This window comes from Paenibacillus algicola (assembly GCF_005577435.1).
GTDB classification, from domain to species: Bacteria; Bacillota; Bacilli; order Paenibacillales; family Paenibacillaceae; genus Paenibacillus_AQ; species Paenibacillus_AQ algicola.
In genome coordinates this window covers 1264361-1281121 of sequence record NZ_CP040396.1, presented here as the reverse complement: position 1 = coordinate 1281121, position 16761 = coordinate 1264361, and the positions used below count along the sequence as shown (strand labels likewise).

The following is a 16761-nucleotide window of genomic DNA, read 5'->3' as shown; positions in this document are numbered from 1 at the left end:
AGTCATTACTCGGGTTAAGAACCCTAGCTTTTTCCTTCATCACGGCTGCGCGTTTCTCACAAACTGCATATCAACCAGCTCGTCATACGCATAATCGCCTGTAAAGATACCGGTTTGAATCATAACCTCCATATCGTTCTTCAACGCTTCTTCGGAAATCATGCCGTCCAGACTCCATAGATGATCTTCATACGCACGGTCCATGGACGCCTGCAGCGCCTCCTCGGAAAGCGTCGGGAATTCCGCCTTAAGGATGCTCGCCGCCAGCTCTTTATCATTCTGCACGGCCTGCAGCGCCTCGATGATTGCATCGGTAAATTTCTGCACCGTTTCCGGATCCTTCTCGATCGTGGACTTCTTTACACTGAGCACCGAGTAAGCAAAATCGCCAAGATCATGGAACTTGTAAAACGGCTCGTCCCAGACCTGCTTTGACATCCCGTCGCTAATCTGCGGCTCGGCGCCATTGGCAATATCAGCCGCTCCCTGCTGTACCATCGTGACCACGGTCGAGCCGTCCGCCGGCTCCAGCAGCTGTACATCCTTGGCCGGGTCAAGACCCAGCTGGACCAGCAGGTAGCGGGTCAACAGGTTCGGTGTACCTCCATGACGGCCAGCGTTAATCTTCTTTCCTTCAAGAAAAGCCTTCAGGTCCTCCGGGGAATTGCTTGCTGGTCCGGTACCACTCTTCGCCATCAGGTACACGTTAGCCCGGTTCACGACATTGACGACAGAAACGATGGGGTCAGAGTTGTTCTTGTTCGCCAGCGCATTGGACTCGGCACCGCCGATCACGCCCCACGCATCTCCGCTGACGACAGCGGTAACATGCGCGCCGCCGGACGCCTGAATGACTTCAACGTCCAGACCTCTCTTCTCAAAATACCCTTCCCGCTGAGCTACATACAGCGGCAAATACCCCGTCAAATGAAGCGGCTCGGCAATGACGATCTTCTTCAGTTCTTCCGTACCGCCAGCGGCCGATACCGTTTCTTCCTCCGTCTTCCCGCCGCAGGCTCCGAGCAGTGAAGTGAGCAATAATCCGGCTAAAAGCAAAGGCAGTCTTTTCATCGTTCTGTGCATGTTCATTCCCCTTTTCATCTATAGTGGTCTTTCATGTAACCCTTTTGTCATGGAAGCGAGAAGACTCTATGGCTCAGACCTTGGCAAGGCCCTTGGACAGCCATTTCTCCAGCAGAACCACGCCCCAGTACATTAGCATCGAGAGGAACGACAGTACGACAACGCCAACCCAAACGAGGTTAATATCGAGAATGGTCCCCGCATACATAATCATGCGTCCGATTCCCTGACTCGAAGCGATGAATTCACCTACTATAGCTCCGGCAAGTGCGAGAGCGATGTTGATGCGAAGGCTGCTGATGATCCAGGGCATCGACCACGGCACCACGACCTTCGCGAACACCTGACGCCGTTTTGCGCCGAGCGAGTACATCAGCTTTTCCATATCCGGATCGACACTTTTCACGCCGCTGTAGGCCGACAGTGCCGCGACAACTACGGTCATAGAGAATGCCAGTGCCACTTTGGAGAAAAATCCGATGCCGAGCAGGATGACCAGGACAGGCGCAAGCGCCAGCTTCGGCATGGCATTGAGAATAATTAAGTACGGCTCACTGACGCCTGCGTACGATTTCGACCACCAAAACGAGAGTCCCAGCAATGCTCCCAAGGCCGTCCCAAACATAAAACCTAGAATGGTTGAGCCCGAGGTGTAAATGACATCGCGCATCAGCGTTCCTTCCGTCAGCTGAATCCAGGTGGTCTCGGCAATGGCGCTGGGGCTGCTCCAATAGTAGGCATCCAGCAGGCCAAGGCGCGTAAACACCTCCCATATCACAAAAATCATGGCAGCCACGGCGGCTCTGCCCCATACGATCCGCCGGCTTCTTTTTCGTTCGATAGCCTCTTCATCCAAAATATAAGGCACCACCTCCGGCCTCTTGGCTCCACTGACAGACAGCTCCGGGGAGGGGATGGCATGTACAACAAAGGCTTCTTTACGTGCAGTTTCCATTCAGATCACTCCTTCACTAGATTCATAAAATGTGAAATACAGTATTTGAGAGACTAGGACGATACGGGCTCTTCATGTCCTGCGGATAACAAGTCCATCAGATGCTGCTTGAGCTCCATAAAGGCCGGAGAGGTCATATCCTCGGTCTTGCGCGGACGCTCCATGGTCACTGTAATCTTGGACTTGATCCGCCCGGGTCTGGAGGAAAACACATAAATGTCATCCGATAAATAAATGGCTTCGTCTATGTCATGGGTAACGAACAGCACCGTCTTGCCGAAATCCTCCCAAATCTGCAGCAGCCAGTTCTGCATCGTCAGCCGGGTCTGGGCATCCAGCGCCCCAAAGGGCTCGTCCAGCAAAATAATATCGCGGTCATACAGCAGCGTTCTCAGTAAAGCTGCTCTTTGCTTCATCCCTCCTGAAAGCTCCTTGGGATAATGCTTGTCAAAGCCCTTCAGTCCGTACTTCTCCATCAACGGCAAGGCGCGCTGAACCGCCTCCTGATGAGGAACGCCCCTTACCTCCATGCCGAGAATAATGTTATCCAGGATAGTCCGCCATGGGAGGAGCATATCCTTCTGCAGCATGTACCCGACATAACCGGTCTTGCCTACGATATTTTCTCCGTCCGCCAGCACCCGTCCCGTGGAGGGCGGCATCAGGCCTGCAATAATATTGAACAAGGTCGATTTCCCGCAGCCGCTGGGGCCGATGATGCTGACAAACCTGCCGGCTTCAATCGAAAGATTCGTCTCCCGCATCGCAGCAATCTCCTCTCCGTTGCGGCGAAACCATTTGCTGACACCATCAATCTCAATTTTGTGCTGACTCATTTTGTTTCCTCCTTTTTCTGAAATTACAGGGGTTATTTTCAAAGCGGGTATAAAAAAATCGCCAGTCCAGGCCCGAACGTGCAGCATTCCTGCACAGTTCGATACTAAACTGACGATCGGCCCGCTCTCTTAACAGAGTTCCGGCTTGTCGTTCAGATAACATTCCACGTCCTTCTCCAGGAAAACGATGGTACCGGAATATTCGGTCTCAGCATCATAATCCTTCAGAATCGTGATAATATTCAATTTCAGCTGTTGTTCAAACTCCTTCTTGATCTCCTGCTTCAGCACCTGAAACAGCAGATGGTCCAGCTGGCGTGTAGACTGGGGATCATGCTCATCCAGCAGCTTTAAGACGGGAACCCGGGTGTTTCTGGAGACGATGATGATCTTGCTGCCGACAAAATCGACCTTCTGCTGCCTGACGCCCACATTAAAAATCCTCTTGTTAATGGCGTTGTAAATTCTCAAAATATCCTGCTTGAGATCGCCGGCCGTAATCATCATGTCAAGCACCCCAATGTGAGTTATAGTAACACCTAATCAAAATTTCTAGGTTGATTCGATGTTTCCTCTGACTCTTTGTGTTTAATTATAGGGGTAAAAAGCCCAAAGTCAATAGAATATGTTAAATAAACTAACAAAAATAGTTTTATGTGTTATATAAACTTACATTATGACCTGGAATTTCAGGATATTGCTTCATCCTCACCTTCAGCCCAGATGCTTCTGCAGAAACACCACCGCTTCCCGCTTCTGATGCTCGCTGACCTCATGACCGGAGAATGGATAGTCGCGGATTTCCTTGGGCGACTGAACCCGGTTGTAGGCGGCATAGATGGTCTCCGGCATACAAACTGTATCCTTCCAGCCTACTGACACCATCACAGGCACCTTGAGCCGGGGAGCGAGATTGAGCATATCAAAATGCGCCAGACTCGACAGAACAGCCTCCAGCCGGTCGGGATAGCGCTTGATGTATTGTGCCACCTCCGTCAAGGAGCTGGTAGAATGCAGCACCCCGTAATCCATACGGCACAGATTGGGAATATCCGCCGCAACGGCTGCGACAAGCGGGCTGAGTGCTCCGCTGATGAATGCGAGTCCCCCGCCCTGACTTCCCCCGGCTGTGGCAATACGCTTGGCGTCGACGCCCGGCAGCCCGGCCGCTACCTTGACGGCTCTCACCGCATCTATAGTAACCGCCATATAATAGGAGCGCTCTGCCTCCATAATGCCTTGTGTAATCCAGCCGCGAGCGATTCCGCTGTCCAGCGGCAGCAGGCTGCCGGTCTCTCCCGACTGCCCCCGGACGTCTACAGCCAGCACATGCCAGCCGAGCAGCAGATAGTGAGCATAGCGCTCCGGAAAGCCGCGGTCCATCGTGTAGCCGGGAAAGGTCACCACACACGGTGCATTCGTCTCGGCTTGTACCGGTGCAATATGCCATGCATGTACAGACGTCTCATCAAAGCCTTTGTAGGTGACTTTGTTCACCTTCATTCCCGGGTAAGGTGTATCCTCCCCGGCTATTGTAACCTCCAGCGGGCGTTCCTCATGCCGGGCCAGCTGCTCATCCCAGAACCGGTTAAGCCGGCTTTCGTCCATGGTCGGGATGGGACTGCAGTTTTCCAATTCGATTTTTCGAAGGCTGATCGTATTCATGATGATTTCATAAGCTCCTTTATGCTGTCGATTGGATGTGGAACAAGAAGCCGCAGCCTTCAAAGCCGCTGAGCCTCGCACATCCCCTAGCATGCTTACTTCTGCATTGGCGAATGAATCCCTTTTATCCTCTCACTTTTCTTTACGCAAAAAAAGCGCCCCTGCATCCAGGGAACAGCCGGATTGTGTTACATCCAGTCTGTCACCTTGAGCAGGGGCGCCTTACCTAGGCTTACTTTAATGAAGAATGAGGATTAATGATTCATGTGGCCCATATGAGCCATTTCCTTCGTGAGCATCAGGTCTTGAGCGGTTCCATGCAGCTTCCACCCAAGCAGCTCAGCGATAAAGCGAACCGGTACATGGGTACGGCCATTCTCGATAAACACCTTCGCGCCTACCTTTTGAGATTTGCCGTTCAGCTCCATAACATCCTGACCGATCCAGAATGCCAGCTTATCGTCACCGGCCATGATCCAGGTTGTCTTGGTGGTATTGTCAAACTTGATCTCCGCTCCCAGGCTTTCAGCAAGGTAGCGAACCGGGATATAGGTTCTGTTGTACTTGATCATTGGAGCCACGTCCATCTTGACCGCTTTTCCGTCTACCATCAGCATTTTGCTGCCAAGACCCAGCGTGATCTTGGATACCATAGGTGCTGCCGGCTTCTCAGGAGTCATGCCTTGCATGAACTTGTCCGGGAATTGCTTCACAATAGCGCCGCTGATGCCTTCACCCGTCATAAACATATGTGTGTAGGCTTCACGGTTCATCATGTATGCTTCTGAATAGTCTTTAGCTACATAGCTGTCGAATGCGTCCACCAGGTGGTTGATATGCATTTTGAGACCTTCCGCGGTCTGCTGCTCATTCATGAACGGATTGGCATCTGCAAAAAATTTAGCCTGCTCCATCCGGTACTTCTCCAGATCATTTACTGCTTTTTGCTTGGCTGCCGCATCGTTAGCGCCTGTAGCCTTCACATAGTCGACGAAGTAGCCGATATGAGAGTTCCAGATCGTCTTGAACGCTGCTCCAGCTTCATTGCCATAGACAGAAGCAATGGCTTTCGTCAGATCCTCGGTGTTCATGTTCAGCCATGCTGCTGCGTTATTGAAATCAGGTGCACCGTCAATGCCCTTTTGCAATGTAACAGCTGCTGCAAAGGCATGCTCGCCAAGCAGCTGCTCCAGAGCGGAGCGCAGATCCGATGCCGGACTCATGGCATCCCCCGGGAATTGCTTCGGAAATTGCTTGATGATCGCTCCGGCAATGCCGTCACCTGTCATAAACATATGCATGTAAGCTTCACGCTGATAGCTGTAAGCCTCGTCATATTTGCCTGCGGTATAGCTGTTGAAAGCATCCAGCAGGTGATTAATGTGCATTTTGAGGCCTTCTGCCGTCTGCTGCTCATTCATGTACGGATTCGCATCGGCAAAAAACTTGGCTTGCTCCATGCGGTACTTCTCCAGATTCTGGACAGCCTTCTGCATGCCGGCACTGTCCTTCGCTGCTGAAGCCTGTACATAGTCAACAAAGTAACCAATGTGCGAGTTCCAGACCTTTTTGAATGCTACGCCCGCTTCAGCACCGTATACAGAGCTGATCGCCTGCGTCAAATCCTCCGTGTTGCCATTCAGCGCTTCTGCCGCTGCGTTAAAGTCTGCCTTCCCGTCGTATCCCTTCTGCATGGCCGTCAGCGCCAGCACCGCATGCTCTCCCAAGAGACGTCCCAGTGCAGAGCGAAGATCCTCGGCGGCTCCCTTCACAGTAGGTGCTGCTGCAGCACCGGCTGCTGCGGGTACAACCAGCATGAATGCCAGCATCAAGGTCAGCATTCGGGTTAAAGTGGATTTCATCAAATTTTGCACACTCCTTTTAAGAAATGGTATGTTATGAGCAACCCTTCACGTCTTGTGAATGGCTTCTTGTCCCATGTAACGAGAGGTTTTTAGATTTGGATCACTTTTTTTCAAAAAAAAATAAAATAAAATGTAATCCTTTGGAACATTCCCTGCGAAAGCTATACTATAGGGAGGTTTTGAGGGAAAGGAGCCTCCGGATGAATGACAATCACGATGACCGCCTGCTCATGCAGCGGATCATGGAGAAGGACAGTGCTGCTCTGGAGCAGCTGTACAGCCAGTATGAGAGAGTCATTTACGCTTTTGCCTACCGCATTGTGCAGGATGAGATGGCGGCGGAAGAAGTGATGCAGGAGCTGTTTCTGCGAATCTGGAATCATGCAGAACGGTACCAGAGCGAGCAGGGAAAGCTGACGACCTGGATGTTTGCCATCACGCGCAATATCGCAATTGATATGCTGCGCCGCAAATCAGCGCGCAACGCCGCCTCCCCGGTGGACGATGAGGTGATTCATCTCATTCCCGATGAGAGTAGCAACACAGAGCAGGTCGTAGAAAGCCGGTGGCTGGGTCTAAAGGTGTCAGAAGCCCTGGCAGAATTAAGCGAAGAGCAGAAGATCGTCGTGGACTCCATCTATTATCAGGGTATGACACAGCATGAGGTTTCTGTTCAATATCAAATACCGCTTGGCACCGTCAAGAGCCGGGTCCGCCTGGCCATGAAACAGCTTCAAAAGCGATTGGGAGCGCTGAATCTGTGGGCGGAGACGGAAAGAAGGGAAGAGACTGTATGATGGACAAGCATACAACGATGGTAGAGCTCGTTGAACTGTATGTACTTGGGGGATTGTCCGCATCCGAGCAGAAGGAATTCGAGGCGCATTTGTCTGAATGCCCTGAATGTGTGAAGCAGGTGGAGGAAATGAAGAAGATTCTGGATTACCTGCCGCTGGCGGCAACGCCTGTTCAGCCTCCGGCCGGCATGAAGGAGCGCATCCTGGGACATGTGCTGCAGGGTGAAGCCGGCACAGCATATGCATCAGCCGTACCGAATGCGGCTGGACAAGAATCTGTCCCTGCTGCCGGGAACGGGCTGAATCAGCGTGCGGAGTCTCAGGCCACGAAGAGGTCTTCTGCGGCTGAACGGGCTTCAGCCACAGAAAGCGGCACGGCTTCGGCACCGCCAAGAGCTATTTCCATGCGAAGCAGTCGCGGCTGGCGGGCTGCCAGTGCCGGACTTGCCGCTGCCGTTATTGCATTAGGGGTGTACAGTGCCCAGCTTCGGGGTGAAGTGGAGCAGCTGGAGCTGCAGTCTGCCGAGGCCGAGGCTGCGAAGCAGGAGCTGTTGGCTGCACAGAATGAGGCAGACCGGCTGCAGGCCATGCTGAATGATGCGCTCAAGCCCTCACAGGGCTTAAAGCTGGGTGAAGCGGTGAAGCTGGACCCGGTCTCTGAGGACATTATTGCTCAGGGCCTGGCTACGATCGTCATTGACAGTCAGGGCACCCATCTGGTCGTGCAGGCTGAGAATCTGCCGGAGCTGCAATCCAATGAAGCCTTCCAGGTATGGCTCATCAAAGGCGAAGACAAGCGCAACGCCGGCACCTTCCTCGCCAGAGACGGCATTGGCGCGCTGTATTACACCTTTGAGCCGGAGGATTATGACACCGTCGCAATTACGGTGGAGCCGGATGCTTATGGGGAACAGCCGCGAGGCCGGCTTATCCTGGCGGCGCCCATCGCCGGGGCTGATATTTAGATAACAGCTTTAACCTAAGGCCACTTCATGCATGATGCAAAAGGACCGCTTTTGAAGATCATTGATCCTCAGAAGCGGTCCTTTTTGTTATGGAAAGTCTCATTTCATGATTTTTTTGTATAAAACTCAAGGATATTCCTTCCCCACTGTCGAATATTTCTAGTGAATTTCGTAAGCAGCCACACAATCTTGGTTTAAGAGGGTGATGTCTTTTGTCGGAATTTAAGGGTGTTCTGCTGCAGCTGTTATTTGCTTTAATGCCTTTTGTTATGTACAACGTCTACTATCGGAATCTGGAGATCAACTACTCCCGTGCCTTCATCGCAATCACCTGCTGTATTTCTCTGTTCCTCGCGATGACCTTCCCATCCAGTGCCGTACAAGGCATTATGTTCGATATCCGATATGTCATTATGTTTTTTGGCCTGGTCTTTGGCGGCATAACAACCGGGCTTATTCTCCTGGCTGAATTTGTGGCTTACCGCCTGTATCTTGGGGGGATTGGGGCCTTCAACGCCATGATTATTATGTGTGTGACCTTTCCCATCTCCGTTCTGCTGAGCGCTGCCTATCATCGAGCAAGGCGGAAGCAGCTGGTCACGCTGCTGGCGGCTGTCCTCTTCTCGTTTCTTCCACTTATCTATCTTTACTTTAGTCACACCGACTATTTGCTGACGCACCTGTCCTTTAACATGATCGTCATGCCCGTGCAGAACTTTATTGGCATTTGGCTGATCGTGACGCTATTTAACAAATCGGTCAGCGATAAAGAGCTGCAGCTGCGTTATTTGCAAAATGAAAAAGTAGAAGCGGCCAACCACGTGGCCGCCTCACTCGCCCATGAGGTCCGCAATCCGCTGACGACCGTGCTGGGCTTTCTGAAATTAATTCGCTCCAATGCCTTCTCTCCGGACAAAACAGAACGCTTTATCGATATTAGCATTGAAGAAATTCACCGGACAGAGCAGATCCTGTCAGATTACTTATCCATGAGCAAGCCGCTCAGCTCTCACAGGCAAGAGCTTGACCTCATCACTCATTTAAGATCCGTTGTCGAGGTCATGACCCCGTACGCCACCATGCACAAGGTGAGCATTCAGACCGACTGTCCTGCAGAAGCCGTGATGGTCTACGGCAACTCTACCGAGATGAAGCAGCTGCTCATGAATTTCATCAAAAATGCGATTGAGGCCTGCATGGACGTCCCGCACGCCCAGGTCCTTATCTCCTTCAAGTCTCTGGGAGACCGGGTCCAGTTCGAGATTCGCGACAACGGAGTCGGCATGGACGGAGATCAGCTCAGCCGTCTTGGCTCCATCTACTATTCTACCAAAAGAACCGGAACCGGCCTTGGGCTGACCTTTTCTTATCAGGCCATCCGTTCCATGCAGGGCACAGTATCCGTGAACAGCGAGCCGCAGAACGGCACGGTGTTTACGATCTCGCTGCCTGTGGCTTGAGACTGCAGGCAGGGGTCAAGCCGTTAGGAGGTCACCTTTTTTTAGAACGCAGGAATCGCGATCTCGGCATAGTTCTCTTCGAAGAAGGCCCGTACGTCTGATCCTGTCATGACTTGTGCCAGCTTCTGGATCGCCTCGGAATCCTTATTGTCCTCGCGGGCCACAAGCGTAATCGCAAACTCCGAGTCTTTTCCTTCCGTGATGAGCGCATCCTTCTTCGGCGTCAGTCCCAGCGGCTTGGCGTAAGCCGGGGTCATCGTCACCAGATCCACATCATCCAGCGTGCGCGCCAGCATAAGCAGATCGACCTCCTCGAACTCGTAGCCCTTCGGATTGTCCACGACATCCCCTACCGTCGCCTGAATGCCTACCCCTTCCTTCAGCTTGATCATCCCGTGCTGCTCCAGCATGACCAGGGAGCGTCCAATGTTCGAGGGATCATTCGGCACCGCAATCACAGCTCCCTCCGGCAGCTCCTCAATGGAGTCATACCGCTTGGAGTACGCACCGTAAACAGCGTTGTAAATCGGCTGCACCGACACCAGCTCGGCATCGTTATTCTTGTTGTAGTCCTCCATGTACGGAGCATGCTGGAAGAAGTTCGCATCGACCTCTTTGTTCGCCAGCGCGTGGTTTGGCTGAATATTATCCGACAGAATGACGACCTCCAGCAGGATGCCCTCCTCCTGAAGCGCCGGCTTTACCATTTCCAGAACATCGGTCATCGGCGGAATCAGGGAAGCCACCTTCAGCGTAATTTCCTCCACAGCCTTGCCTTCCGGCTCTGACTCATTGCCGGCCTGGCCGCATCCGGCTACTGTAATCAGGGCCAGAGCAAGCAGCAGGGCTGCCCAGGGCCGGCCCGTATTCATTTTCCATAGCTTCATCGTTGTTGTCTCCTTTATATGTGTTGAGATATGCCGCGCAGGCGTAGCGGGCTGATTGAAACTCATTTCTTATCCAGCAGGCGGGAGCACACATTCCCGGCGAACTGGATGGACTGTACCAGAATGATCATGATGATGATCGTGAACACCATAATCTCGTATTCAAAGCGCTGGTAGCCATAACGGATCGCGAAGTCCCCGACGCCTCCTCCGCCAACGATGCCCATCACCGTCGAATACGAAATGAAGCTGATCATGGAAGTCGTCAGGCCGAGCACCAGTCCCGAGCGCGCCTCCACATATACAAATTTCACAATAATCTGCAGAGTAGATGCTCCCATTGAAGAGGCGGCCTCAATGACATCCCGGGGGACCTCCAGCAGTGACTGCTCGACCAGCCGTGAATAATACGCAAATGCGATGACCGACATCGGCACAGCGGCGGCAAGTGTTCCGATGGCAGTACCGACAATCAGTCGCGTGAGCGGAATCATTGCAACTACCAGCAGCAGGAACGGGAACGAGCGTATGACATTCACCAGGCTGTTGACGATGGCGAACAGCAGCGGATTCTCCAGCAGCTGTCCCCTTCGGGTCAGATACAGGAGCGTGCCTGCAGGAAGCCCGAGCAGCAAGGCAGCGGCAATGGAAATGCCGACCATCACGAACGTTTCTCCGATCGCCTTCCAGATCTGCTCCTGATACCCGGATACATACTGGAAGTAGTCCGCCAGATATTGATAGAGATTGTTCCACCATTCCATCATGGATAGCTCTCCTTTACCGGCGCCGTAAGGAGAATGCGTCCATGCTCCATCACCGAAACATGGCTGCACATCCGGTCAATGACACTCCGCTCATGTGTAACCATGACGATGGTAACTCCCGAGGCATGAACCTCCTTCAACAGCTCCAGAATACTTGAAGCTGTTCGTTCATCCAGTGCCGAGGTGGGCTCGTCACACAGCAGCACCTTAGGACGCGAGATCAGGGCACGGGCAATGGCCACCCGCTGTTTCTGGCCTCCGCTCAGGCTCGCGGGGTACTGGTGCTTCTTCTCCAGCAGGCCTACATAGCGAAGCAGCTCCTCTGTGCGCTGCTGCCGCTCCGGCCTGCGCACGCCTGAAAGCTCTAAAGGCATCCCTACATTCCCTTCCACGGTCCGGTTGCCGACCAGATTAAAGTGCTGAAAGATCATGCCGATCGATCTTCTCGCCTGCCGGAGCGCTGATGCCGAGAGAACCGTCAATTCTTGACCTCCCACGAATACCTTCCCGGCATCCGGGCGCTCCAGCAGATTAATCATTCGAAGCAGCGTGGACTTGCCTGCTCCGCTGGCTCCCATAATGCCGTGAATTTCGCCCGCTGCAATTTCCAGCGTCACGCGGTCCACAGCCTGAAGGCGGCTGTCCCCCTGGGTAAAGCTTCTGCTGACCTCCTGCAAGGATATCACAGGACATCACCTCCTTTGCCATGCTGTGAAGACGCAAGAAGAAACGGCCCGCCGCCTGTCAGGGCCGCGAAAGCCGTTTCTTTGAAATGAAAAGTCAGTGCTCCTATCATACCACAGTTTCACGACTTTCGTATCATTGCAGAGGATTACAGAAAATGGTGAAATAACACGTCGTTTCCCCTCACGGGCTTCAGGATAAATACTGGCTTTGGCCGTACATGCCTCTCAAGCGTTCTGCAGCCTCCTCCAGGATCTCCTCTGTGAAGCCCTCCAGCGAGCGAATGGCGTTTACTCTCTCTCCGACCGGGGCCTCCTTATCATAGAACAGCCCCCAGCTCACAATGTGCTGCAGAGCTGCTTCTGGCTCCAGCTGTCCGAAATAAATATGAGCTTTATATAAATAGCAGTCCGCATGCTCGGGAATGAGCGACAGCACCCGGTCAAAAGCAGCCAGTGCAGCCTCCTCCTCCCGATTCTTGTACAGCATCTGTCCCAGTCGGTAATAAGCTCCGGGGTGCTCGGGGTAAAAGTGCAGGTACTGCTGCATATCCTGTGCAGCCGCCGGATAATCCTTCATTGCGTAATAAACCGAGCTGCGGAGACTGTACAGCTCCGCAGCATCTCCATCCAGCTCTAGCCCCCGTGTGCAATCCGCGGCTGCCTGCTCCAGCTGCCCCGTTTCCAGGAAGCAGCCGGCGCGGAATTCGTACAGCTTCACCTGGCGGGGCTCTGCCCGAATCGCCCGGCTGTAGGCCTGAACAGCCAAATCCCACATGCCCATCTCCTTATAAATATGTCCGCTGGCGGACTGATAGGCGGGGTGCTGCTCATACTCCGGATCGAGCTCTGCCGTCTGCTGGAGGGATAGCAGCGCATCCTCATTATGCCCCTGCAAATATTGAATGTAGCTGAGCTTGTTATGAATTTCCGGGCTGTTCTCCAGCTTCACGGCTTGCTGCATGGCCTCCTCCGCGGAAGGCAGGCTGCCCATTTCAATGTAGATGTCTGCACGCTGGATGTAGTTGGCCGGATCATCCGGCTCTACCTCCAGCAGGCGGCTGTTCATGTCCAGCGCATGCTCGTGCCGGCCCAGGCGATACAGGCTGTCTGCTACCCAATAGCAGACAATGGGTGTTCTCGGCTGACGCTTCATCAGCCCCGTGAGCAGCTCCAGCGCAGCCTCTTCTCCTGCCTCTCCTTCCTCTTCCCGCAGCAGACGCAAAAGCTCGGCATAGGCCCTTAAATCATCCGGCTCCTGGTGCACGGCCAGCCGCAAATTCTCCCTCGCTTCATCGGCTCTGCCGGCGGCAGAAAGAAGCATGGCCCGCTTCAGATACAGCTCCACTTCTCCGGGATATCTGGCCAATCCTTCAGCAATCGCCTTAAGGCCCCCGTCGATGTCTCCCAGCTGCAGATTAATATCAGCAAGCAGCAGGCGGAAAGAAAAGCTCTCCTTCATCTGCCGCTGAAACGTCAGGAACGCGCCCCTACTATAACTCGTAGACTCATCAAACAGCGCGTAGCCCTCATCGGCCTGGGCTTCATAGCGGTCCGCCAGCTCTACCCCCTGCAGCAGCACCTGCTTTGCTTCTTCCGGCTTCCCTTCATGGCACAGGCACCGGGCCAGCATGAAGTAGTACATCGGTATACTTCGCTCTGGCCGCTGAATGCTTAGCTGAAACCAGCGGGTGGCAGCGGCAGGATCTCCGCTTTCCACATACGTCATGCCCAGCTCATAGTAGGTGGAGATGATACTCTCCGGCCCCTCTCTGCTAATGCTCTGCTTCAGATCCCGGATGGCTTCTTCATAATTTCCCAAATCCCGATTCAGCACACCGCGGGTATACCAGTTCAAATAGTTATCGCTGTTCAGCATAATAGCTTCATCCAGGTCCGTAATGGCTTCCTCGCCCCGTCCCAGCTCCCTTAGCAGGTGCGCGCGCCGCTCATAAGCAGCGGAGGCTCCCTTCTGGTCAATAATCTGGCCCAGCAACGTCAGCCCCTCCTGTGAGCGGCCGGCACCGTGCAGCAGATTGACGTAGGCAATCTGGTCCTGCAGCGTACTTATCTCATCTTTACCTTTATCCATGTAGGCCAGCGCCCGCTCCCGATCCCGATTCTTCAGGGCTCTTTGGGCAAGGCGCAGCCACAGCCTGTTCCTCCACCGCATATTGGAATTCACCCTTTAACCCTATGTATTTCACTGCTCCTGCACCCGGCCGTCCATTCTGCAAAAGAAAAGGAATTGCCCGAATGCAGGAGGACAATTCCTTCTATTCTTACCCAATACCTTCGTAGTCAAAGCCCATTTCTCTCAGCTCCGCTCCCCTCAGGCAATTGCGGGTATCCAGAATATAGGGCTGCTTCACAGAATAAAATATCATTTTCCAATTTAATTGTAAATATTGCTCCCAATGCGTCATTAGCACCAGCGCATGCGTCCGCTCTGCCGCCTCCTCTGCGCTCTCGCAGTAATCGACAGGGAGATCAGGATAAAGCCGGCGGAAATGGTCCATCCCCTTCGGATCATGCACCCTCACCTGGGCCCCCAGCTCCAGAAGCTGCCGGATCATGAAGAGCGCCTGCGTTTCACGTACATCATCGGTATTGGGCTTAAAAGTCAGCCCCAGAAGCCCGATGCAGCTTCCATTCAGGCTTTTCAGCTTGCGCTGGAGCTTGCGCACACAAAAATGCTTCATTTCTTCATTCGAATCCATTGCCGCTCTCACAATGCTCAGCTCAGCGCCGTATTTGCGGCTGGTGGTCCACAGCTCTTGGGTATCCTTGGGGAAGCAGCTGCCGCTCCAGCCGCTCGATACCTCTAGAAATTTCTCCCCGATTCGGGAATCCAGGCCCATGCCCCTGGCGATATGTGCAGTGTTCGCACCCAGCGCTTCAGACAATCGGGCTATCTCGTTGATGTAGCTGATTTTGACAGCGAGAAATGCATTGGATGCATATTTGATCAGCTCGGCACTTTTGGTATCCGTTTCAAAATATACCGTCTCCTGCTGCCCCCCTGCTCCTTCAAGATATGGCTTCAGTACATCCGGTATACGGATCAGCCGTTTCACATAAGGCTTATACAGCTCTCTGAGCCTTGCCAGGCCCTCGGGATGCTGTGTGCCCACGATAATGCGATCGGGAAAAAGAACATCCTCCAGCGCATAGCCCTCGCGCAGAAATTCCGGATTGCTCGCGACCGTAAAATGACGCTCTGCTTCTCCGCCGGATACCGATTCCACAATAGAGGCAACGAGAGCTGCGGTACCTACAGGCACCGTAGACTTGTTCACAATCACAGTAAAGCGCTCCAGGCTCAGGTTCTCTCCGATGGAGCGGGCGGCATCCTTTACGTAGCGGAGATCAGCCGTTCCGTCCGGCAGCGCAGGCGTCCCTACACAGATAAAGATGACGTCCGCCTCGCGCACACTTTCCAGCGACACACTGGCTGTCAGCAGCCGTCCCGCATGAAGGGAAATGACGTCATTCAGTCCCGGCTCAAATATAGGGCTGGCTCCTGCATTAATGCTGTTTACCTTTTGCTTATCAATATCAATTACGGTCGCCTGATGCCCTGCCATGGCCAGCGCCGCAGCGGTTACAGTTCCGACATAGCCGGTTCCCAAGCATACTGTCTTCATGTCACGCCCCTCCACCATATTTATTGAACCGCGAACGATAAATCTCTATGGTACGCAACAGTCCTTCCTCCAGCGTAACGACAGGCTCCCAGCCGAGCAGCGCCTTCGCTTTATCAATGACCGGGCGCCGGATCCTGGGATCATTCTCCGGCAGCGGATGGAAGGTAATGCGGCTATGGGACTGAGCCAGCCGCTTGGTGAGCTCTGCTACCTCCAGCACGCGGTACTCCTGCGGATTGCCCAGGTTGATGATCTCCCCGGTGGCTGCATCACTCTCCATCATCCGGATCAGGCCGCCGAGCAGGTCATCCACATAACAGAAGGAACGGGTTTGGCTGCCGTCCCCGTAAACCGTAATATCCTGATTCTGAATAGCTTGATTGACGAAATTGGAAATGACCCGGCCGTCATCATTGCGCAGCTCTGCGGAATACGTATTGAAGATTCGCGCCACCTTGACCTTCACCTGAAACTTGTCAAAGTATTCATAGCAGTACACTTCACCCAGCCGCTTGCCTTCGTCATAGCAGGCCCGGGGTCCCCAGGTATTCACGTTTCCCCAGTAATTCTCCGGCTGGGGATGAACCTGGGGGTCTCCGTAAGCTTCACTCGTGCTGGCATATACCATGGACGCCTTGTTTCTGCGGGCGAGTCTCAACATCTGGTGCGTCCCTGCCGTGTTCGCTGCTATCGTTTCCAGTGGAGCGGCCTGATAAAACCTCGGCGAAGCCGGAGAAGCCAGATGATATATCTCCTGTACGTCCTCCAGCGGCTCAGTGTGAGGATTTCCTCACACTCCACGCCATACTCAAACCCTGTAAAGCGAGGATGCTGCTGCAAGACAGCGAATCGGCTTCGCTGCCCGGAGCTGAAGTTATCTACTCCAATGACATCATGTCCGGCAGACAGCAGCCTTTGACTCAGACAGGAGCCGAGAAATCCGGCAGCTCCAGTAATCAGCACTTTACTCAACTGCTTCCCTCCTTCCTCCACACGCTCTGCTCCTATACTGTATGGCTGCAAGTCTTGACAGGACCTCCGCTTTAGCGGGTTTGTCTGAAAAAGGTTTCTATTGATGCATCTGCCCGTGTCCAGTCTAAGCCCCTGTGCATATATCTTGAACAGAACGTCACGTCACAGAAGGGAAGTTG

16 protein-coding genes are annotated in these 16761 nt (G+C 53.5%); 3 read left to right on the top strand and 13 right to left on the bottom strand.

Annotation, left to right across the window (positions count from 1 at the left end; all coding sequences use genetic code 11):
• Positions 1-39 precede the first annotated feature (39 nt).
• From E6C60_RS05620 to E6C60_RS05595, 6 genes are all read right to left on the bottom strand, one after another.
• On the bottom strand, positions 40-1083 hold the full coding sequence (locus E6C60_RS05620; protein WP_138224909.1) for an ABC transporter substrate-binding protein: 1044 nt from the start codon (positions 1081-1083) through the stop codon (positions 40-42).
• Positions 1084-1156: 73 nt separating this feature from the next.
• Entirely contained in the window at positions 1157-2038 is an 882-nt protein-coding gene (locus tag E6C60_RS05615; RefSeq protein ID WP_138224908.1) for an ABC transporter permease, read from the bottom strand.
• A gap of 53 nt (positions 2039-2091) precedes the next feature.
• A complete protein-coding gene (locus E6C60_RS05610) occupies positions 2092-2874 on the bottom strand; it encodes an ABC transporter ATP-binding protein (RefSeq protein ID WP_138224907.1) in 783 nt (260 codons plus the stop codon).
• 129 nt (positions 2875-3003) lie between these two features.
• Positions 3004-3381: a Na-translocating system protein MpsC family protein gene (locus tag E6C60_RS05605; protein ID WP_233281160.1), complete on the bottom strand. Its 378-nt coding sequence runs from the start codon at positions 3379-3381 to the stop codon at positions 3004-3006.
• 207 nt (positions 3382-3588) lie between these two features.
• Positions 3589-4539, bottom strand: a complete 951-nt coding sequence (locus tag E6C60_RS05600; RefSeq protein ID WP_138224906.1) for an acetylxylan esterase — start codon at positions 4537-4539, stop codon at positions 3589-3591.
• Positions 4540-4793: 254 nt separating this feature from the next.
• Entirely contained in the window at positions 4794-6401 is a 1608-nt protein-coding gene (locus E6C60_RS05595) for a copper amine oxidase N-terminal domain-containing protein (protein WP_175415215.1), read from the bottom strand.
• A gap of 203 nt (positions 6402-6604) precedes the next feature.
• Here E6C60_RS05595 and E6C60_RS05590 point away from each other — a divergent pair, with 203 nt between their 5' ends.
• The 3 genes from E6C60_RS05590 (at position 6605) to E6C60_RS05580 (ending at position 9626) form a co-directional block, all read left to right on the top strand.
• The gene (locus E6C60_RS05590; RefSeq protein WP_138224904.1) at positions 6605-7201 is read left to right on the top strand and encodes an RNA polymerase sigma factor; all 597 of its coding nucleotides are present in this window, start codon (positions 6605-6607) and stop codon (positions 7199-7201) included.
• The gene (locus E6C60_RS05585; protein WP_138224903.1) at positions 7198-8166 is read left to right on the top strand and encodes an anti-sigma factor domain-containing protein; all 969 of its coding nucleotides are present in this window, start codon (positions 7198-7200) and stop codon (positions 8164-8166) included. Before E6C60_RS05590 ends, E6C60_RS05585 begins: the two co-directional genes overlap by 4 nt.
• Positions 8167-8378: 212 nt before the next feature.
• Positions 8379-9626 carry a sensor histidine kinase gene (locus tag E6C60_RS05580; protein WP_138224902.1) on the top strand — a complete coding sequence of 416 codons (1248 nt, stop codon included), beginning with the start codon at positions 8379-8381 and terminating at the stop codon, positions 9624-9626.
• A gap of 41 nt (positions 9627-9667) precedes the next feature.
• On the opposite strand, the gene E6C60_RS05575 is transcribed toward E6C60_RS05580, so the two are convergent.
• The 7 genes from E6C60_RS05575 to E6C60_RS21490 form a co-directional block, all read right to left on the bottom strand.
• A complete protein-coding gene (locus E6C60_RS05575; RefSeq protein ID WP_138227649.1) occupies positions 9668-10498 on the bottom strand; it encodes a MetQ/NlpA family ABC transporter substrate-binding protein in 831 nt (276 codons plus the stop codon).
• Positions 10499-10575: 77 nt separating this feature from the next.
• Positions 10576-11277 carry a methionine ABC transporter permease gene (locus E6C60_RS05570; protein WP_138227648.1) on the bottom strand — a complete coding sequence of 234 codons (702 nt, stop codon included), beginning with the start codon at positions 11275-11277 and terminating at the stop codon, positions 10576-10578.
• Positions 11277-11966, bottom strand: coding sequence for a methionine ABC transporter ATP-binding protein (locus E6C60_RS05565; RefSeq protein ID WP_138224901.1), 690 nt, complete (start codon positions 11964-11966; stop codon positions 11277-11279). Before E6C60_RS05565 ends, E6C60_RS05570 begins: the two co-directional genes overlap by 1 nt.
• A 190-nt stretch (positions 11967-12156) precedes the next feature.
• Entirely contained in the window at positions 12157-14136 is a 1980-nt protein-coding gene (locus tag E6C60_RS05560) for a tetratricopeptide repeat protein (protein WP_138227647.1), read from the bottom strand.
• A 109-nt stretch (positions 14137-14245) separates the two neighbouring features.
• Positions 14246-15610 carry a UDP-glucose dehydrogenase family protein gene (locus E6C60_RS05555; RefSeq protein ID WP_138224900.1) on the bottom strand — a complete coding sequence of 455 codons (1365 nt, stop codon included), beginning with the start codon at positions 15608-15610 and terminating at the stop codon, positions 14246-14248.
• 1 nt (position 15611) lies between these two features.
• Positions 15612-16352 (bottom strand): NAD-dependent epimerase/dehydratase family protein, encoded by a 741-nt coding sequence (locus E6C60_RS05550; protein ID WP_325053202.1) that lies wholly within the window; start codon positions 16350-16352, stop codon positions 15612-15614.
• Positions 16298-16573, bottom strand: coding sequence for an NAD-dependent epimerase/dehydratase family protein (locus E6C60_RS21490; RefSeq protein WP_325053201.1), 276 nt, complete (start codon positions 16571-16573; stop codon positions 16298-16300). The genes E6C60_RS05550 and E6C60_RS21490 overlap by 55 nt, the downstream gene beginning before the upstream one ends.
• Between the last annotated feature and the right edge of the window lie 188 nt (positions 16574-16761).

Coding starts and splice junctions, on each gene's coding strand:
- E6C60_RS05620 (WP_138224909.1), bottom strand. CDS start 1,083: ATGCACAGAACGATGAAAAGACTGCCTTTGCTTTTAGCCGGATTATTG.
- E6C60_RS05615 (WP_138224908.1), bottom strand. CDS start 2,038: ATGGAAACTGCACGTAAAGAAGCCTTTGTTGTACATGCCATCCCCTCC.
- E6C60_RS05610 (WP_138224907.1), bottom strand. CDS start 2,874: ATGAGTCAGCACAAAATTGAGATTGATGGTGTCAGCAAATGGTTTCGC.
- E6C60_RS05605 (WP_233281160.1), bottom strand. CDS start 3,381: ATGATGATTACGGCCGGCGATCTCAAGCAGGATATTTTGAGAATTTAC.
- E6C60_RS05600 (WP_138224906.1), bottom strand. CDS start 4,539: ATGAATACGATCAGCCTTCGAAAAATCGAATTGGAAAACTGCAGTCCC.
- E6C60_RS05595 (WP_175415215.1), bottom strand. CDS start 6,401: ATGAAATCCACTTTAACCCGAATGCTGACCTTGATGCTGGCATTCATG.
- E6C60_RS05590 (WP_138224904.1), top strand. CDS start 6,605: ATGAATGACAATCACGATGACCGCCTGCTCATGCAGCGGATCATGGAG.
- E6C60_RS05585 (WP_138224903.1), top strand. CDS start 7,198: ATGATGGACAAGCATACAACGATGGTAGAGCTCGTTGAACTGTATGTA.
- E6C60_RS05575 (WP_138227649.1), bottom strand. CDS start 10,498: ATGAATACGGGCCGGCCCTGGGCAGCCCTGCTGCTTGCTCTGGCCCTG.
- E6C60_RS05570 (WP_138227648.1), bottom strand. CDS start 11,277: ATGGAATGGTGGAACAATCTCTATCAATATCTGGCGGACTACTTCCAG.
- E6C60_RS05560 (WP_138227647.1), bottom strand. CDS start 14,136: ATGCGGTGGAGGAACAGGCTGTGGCTGCGCCTTGCCCAAAGAGCCCTG.
- E6C60_RS05555 (WP_138224900.1), bottom strand. CDS start 15,610: ATGAAGACAGTATGCTTGGGAACCGGCTATGTCGGAACTGTAACCGCT.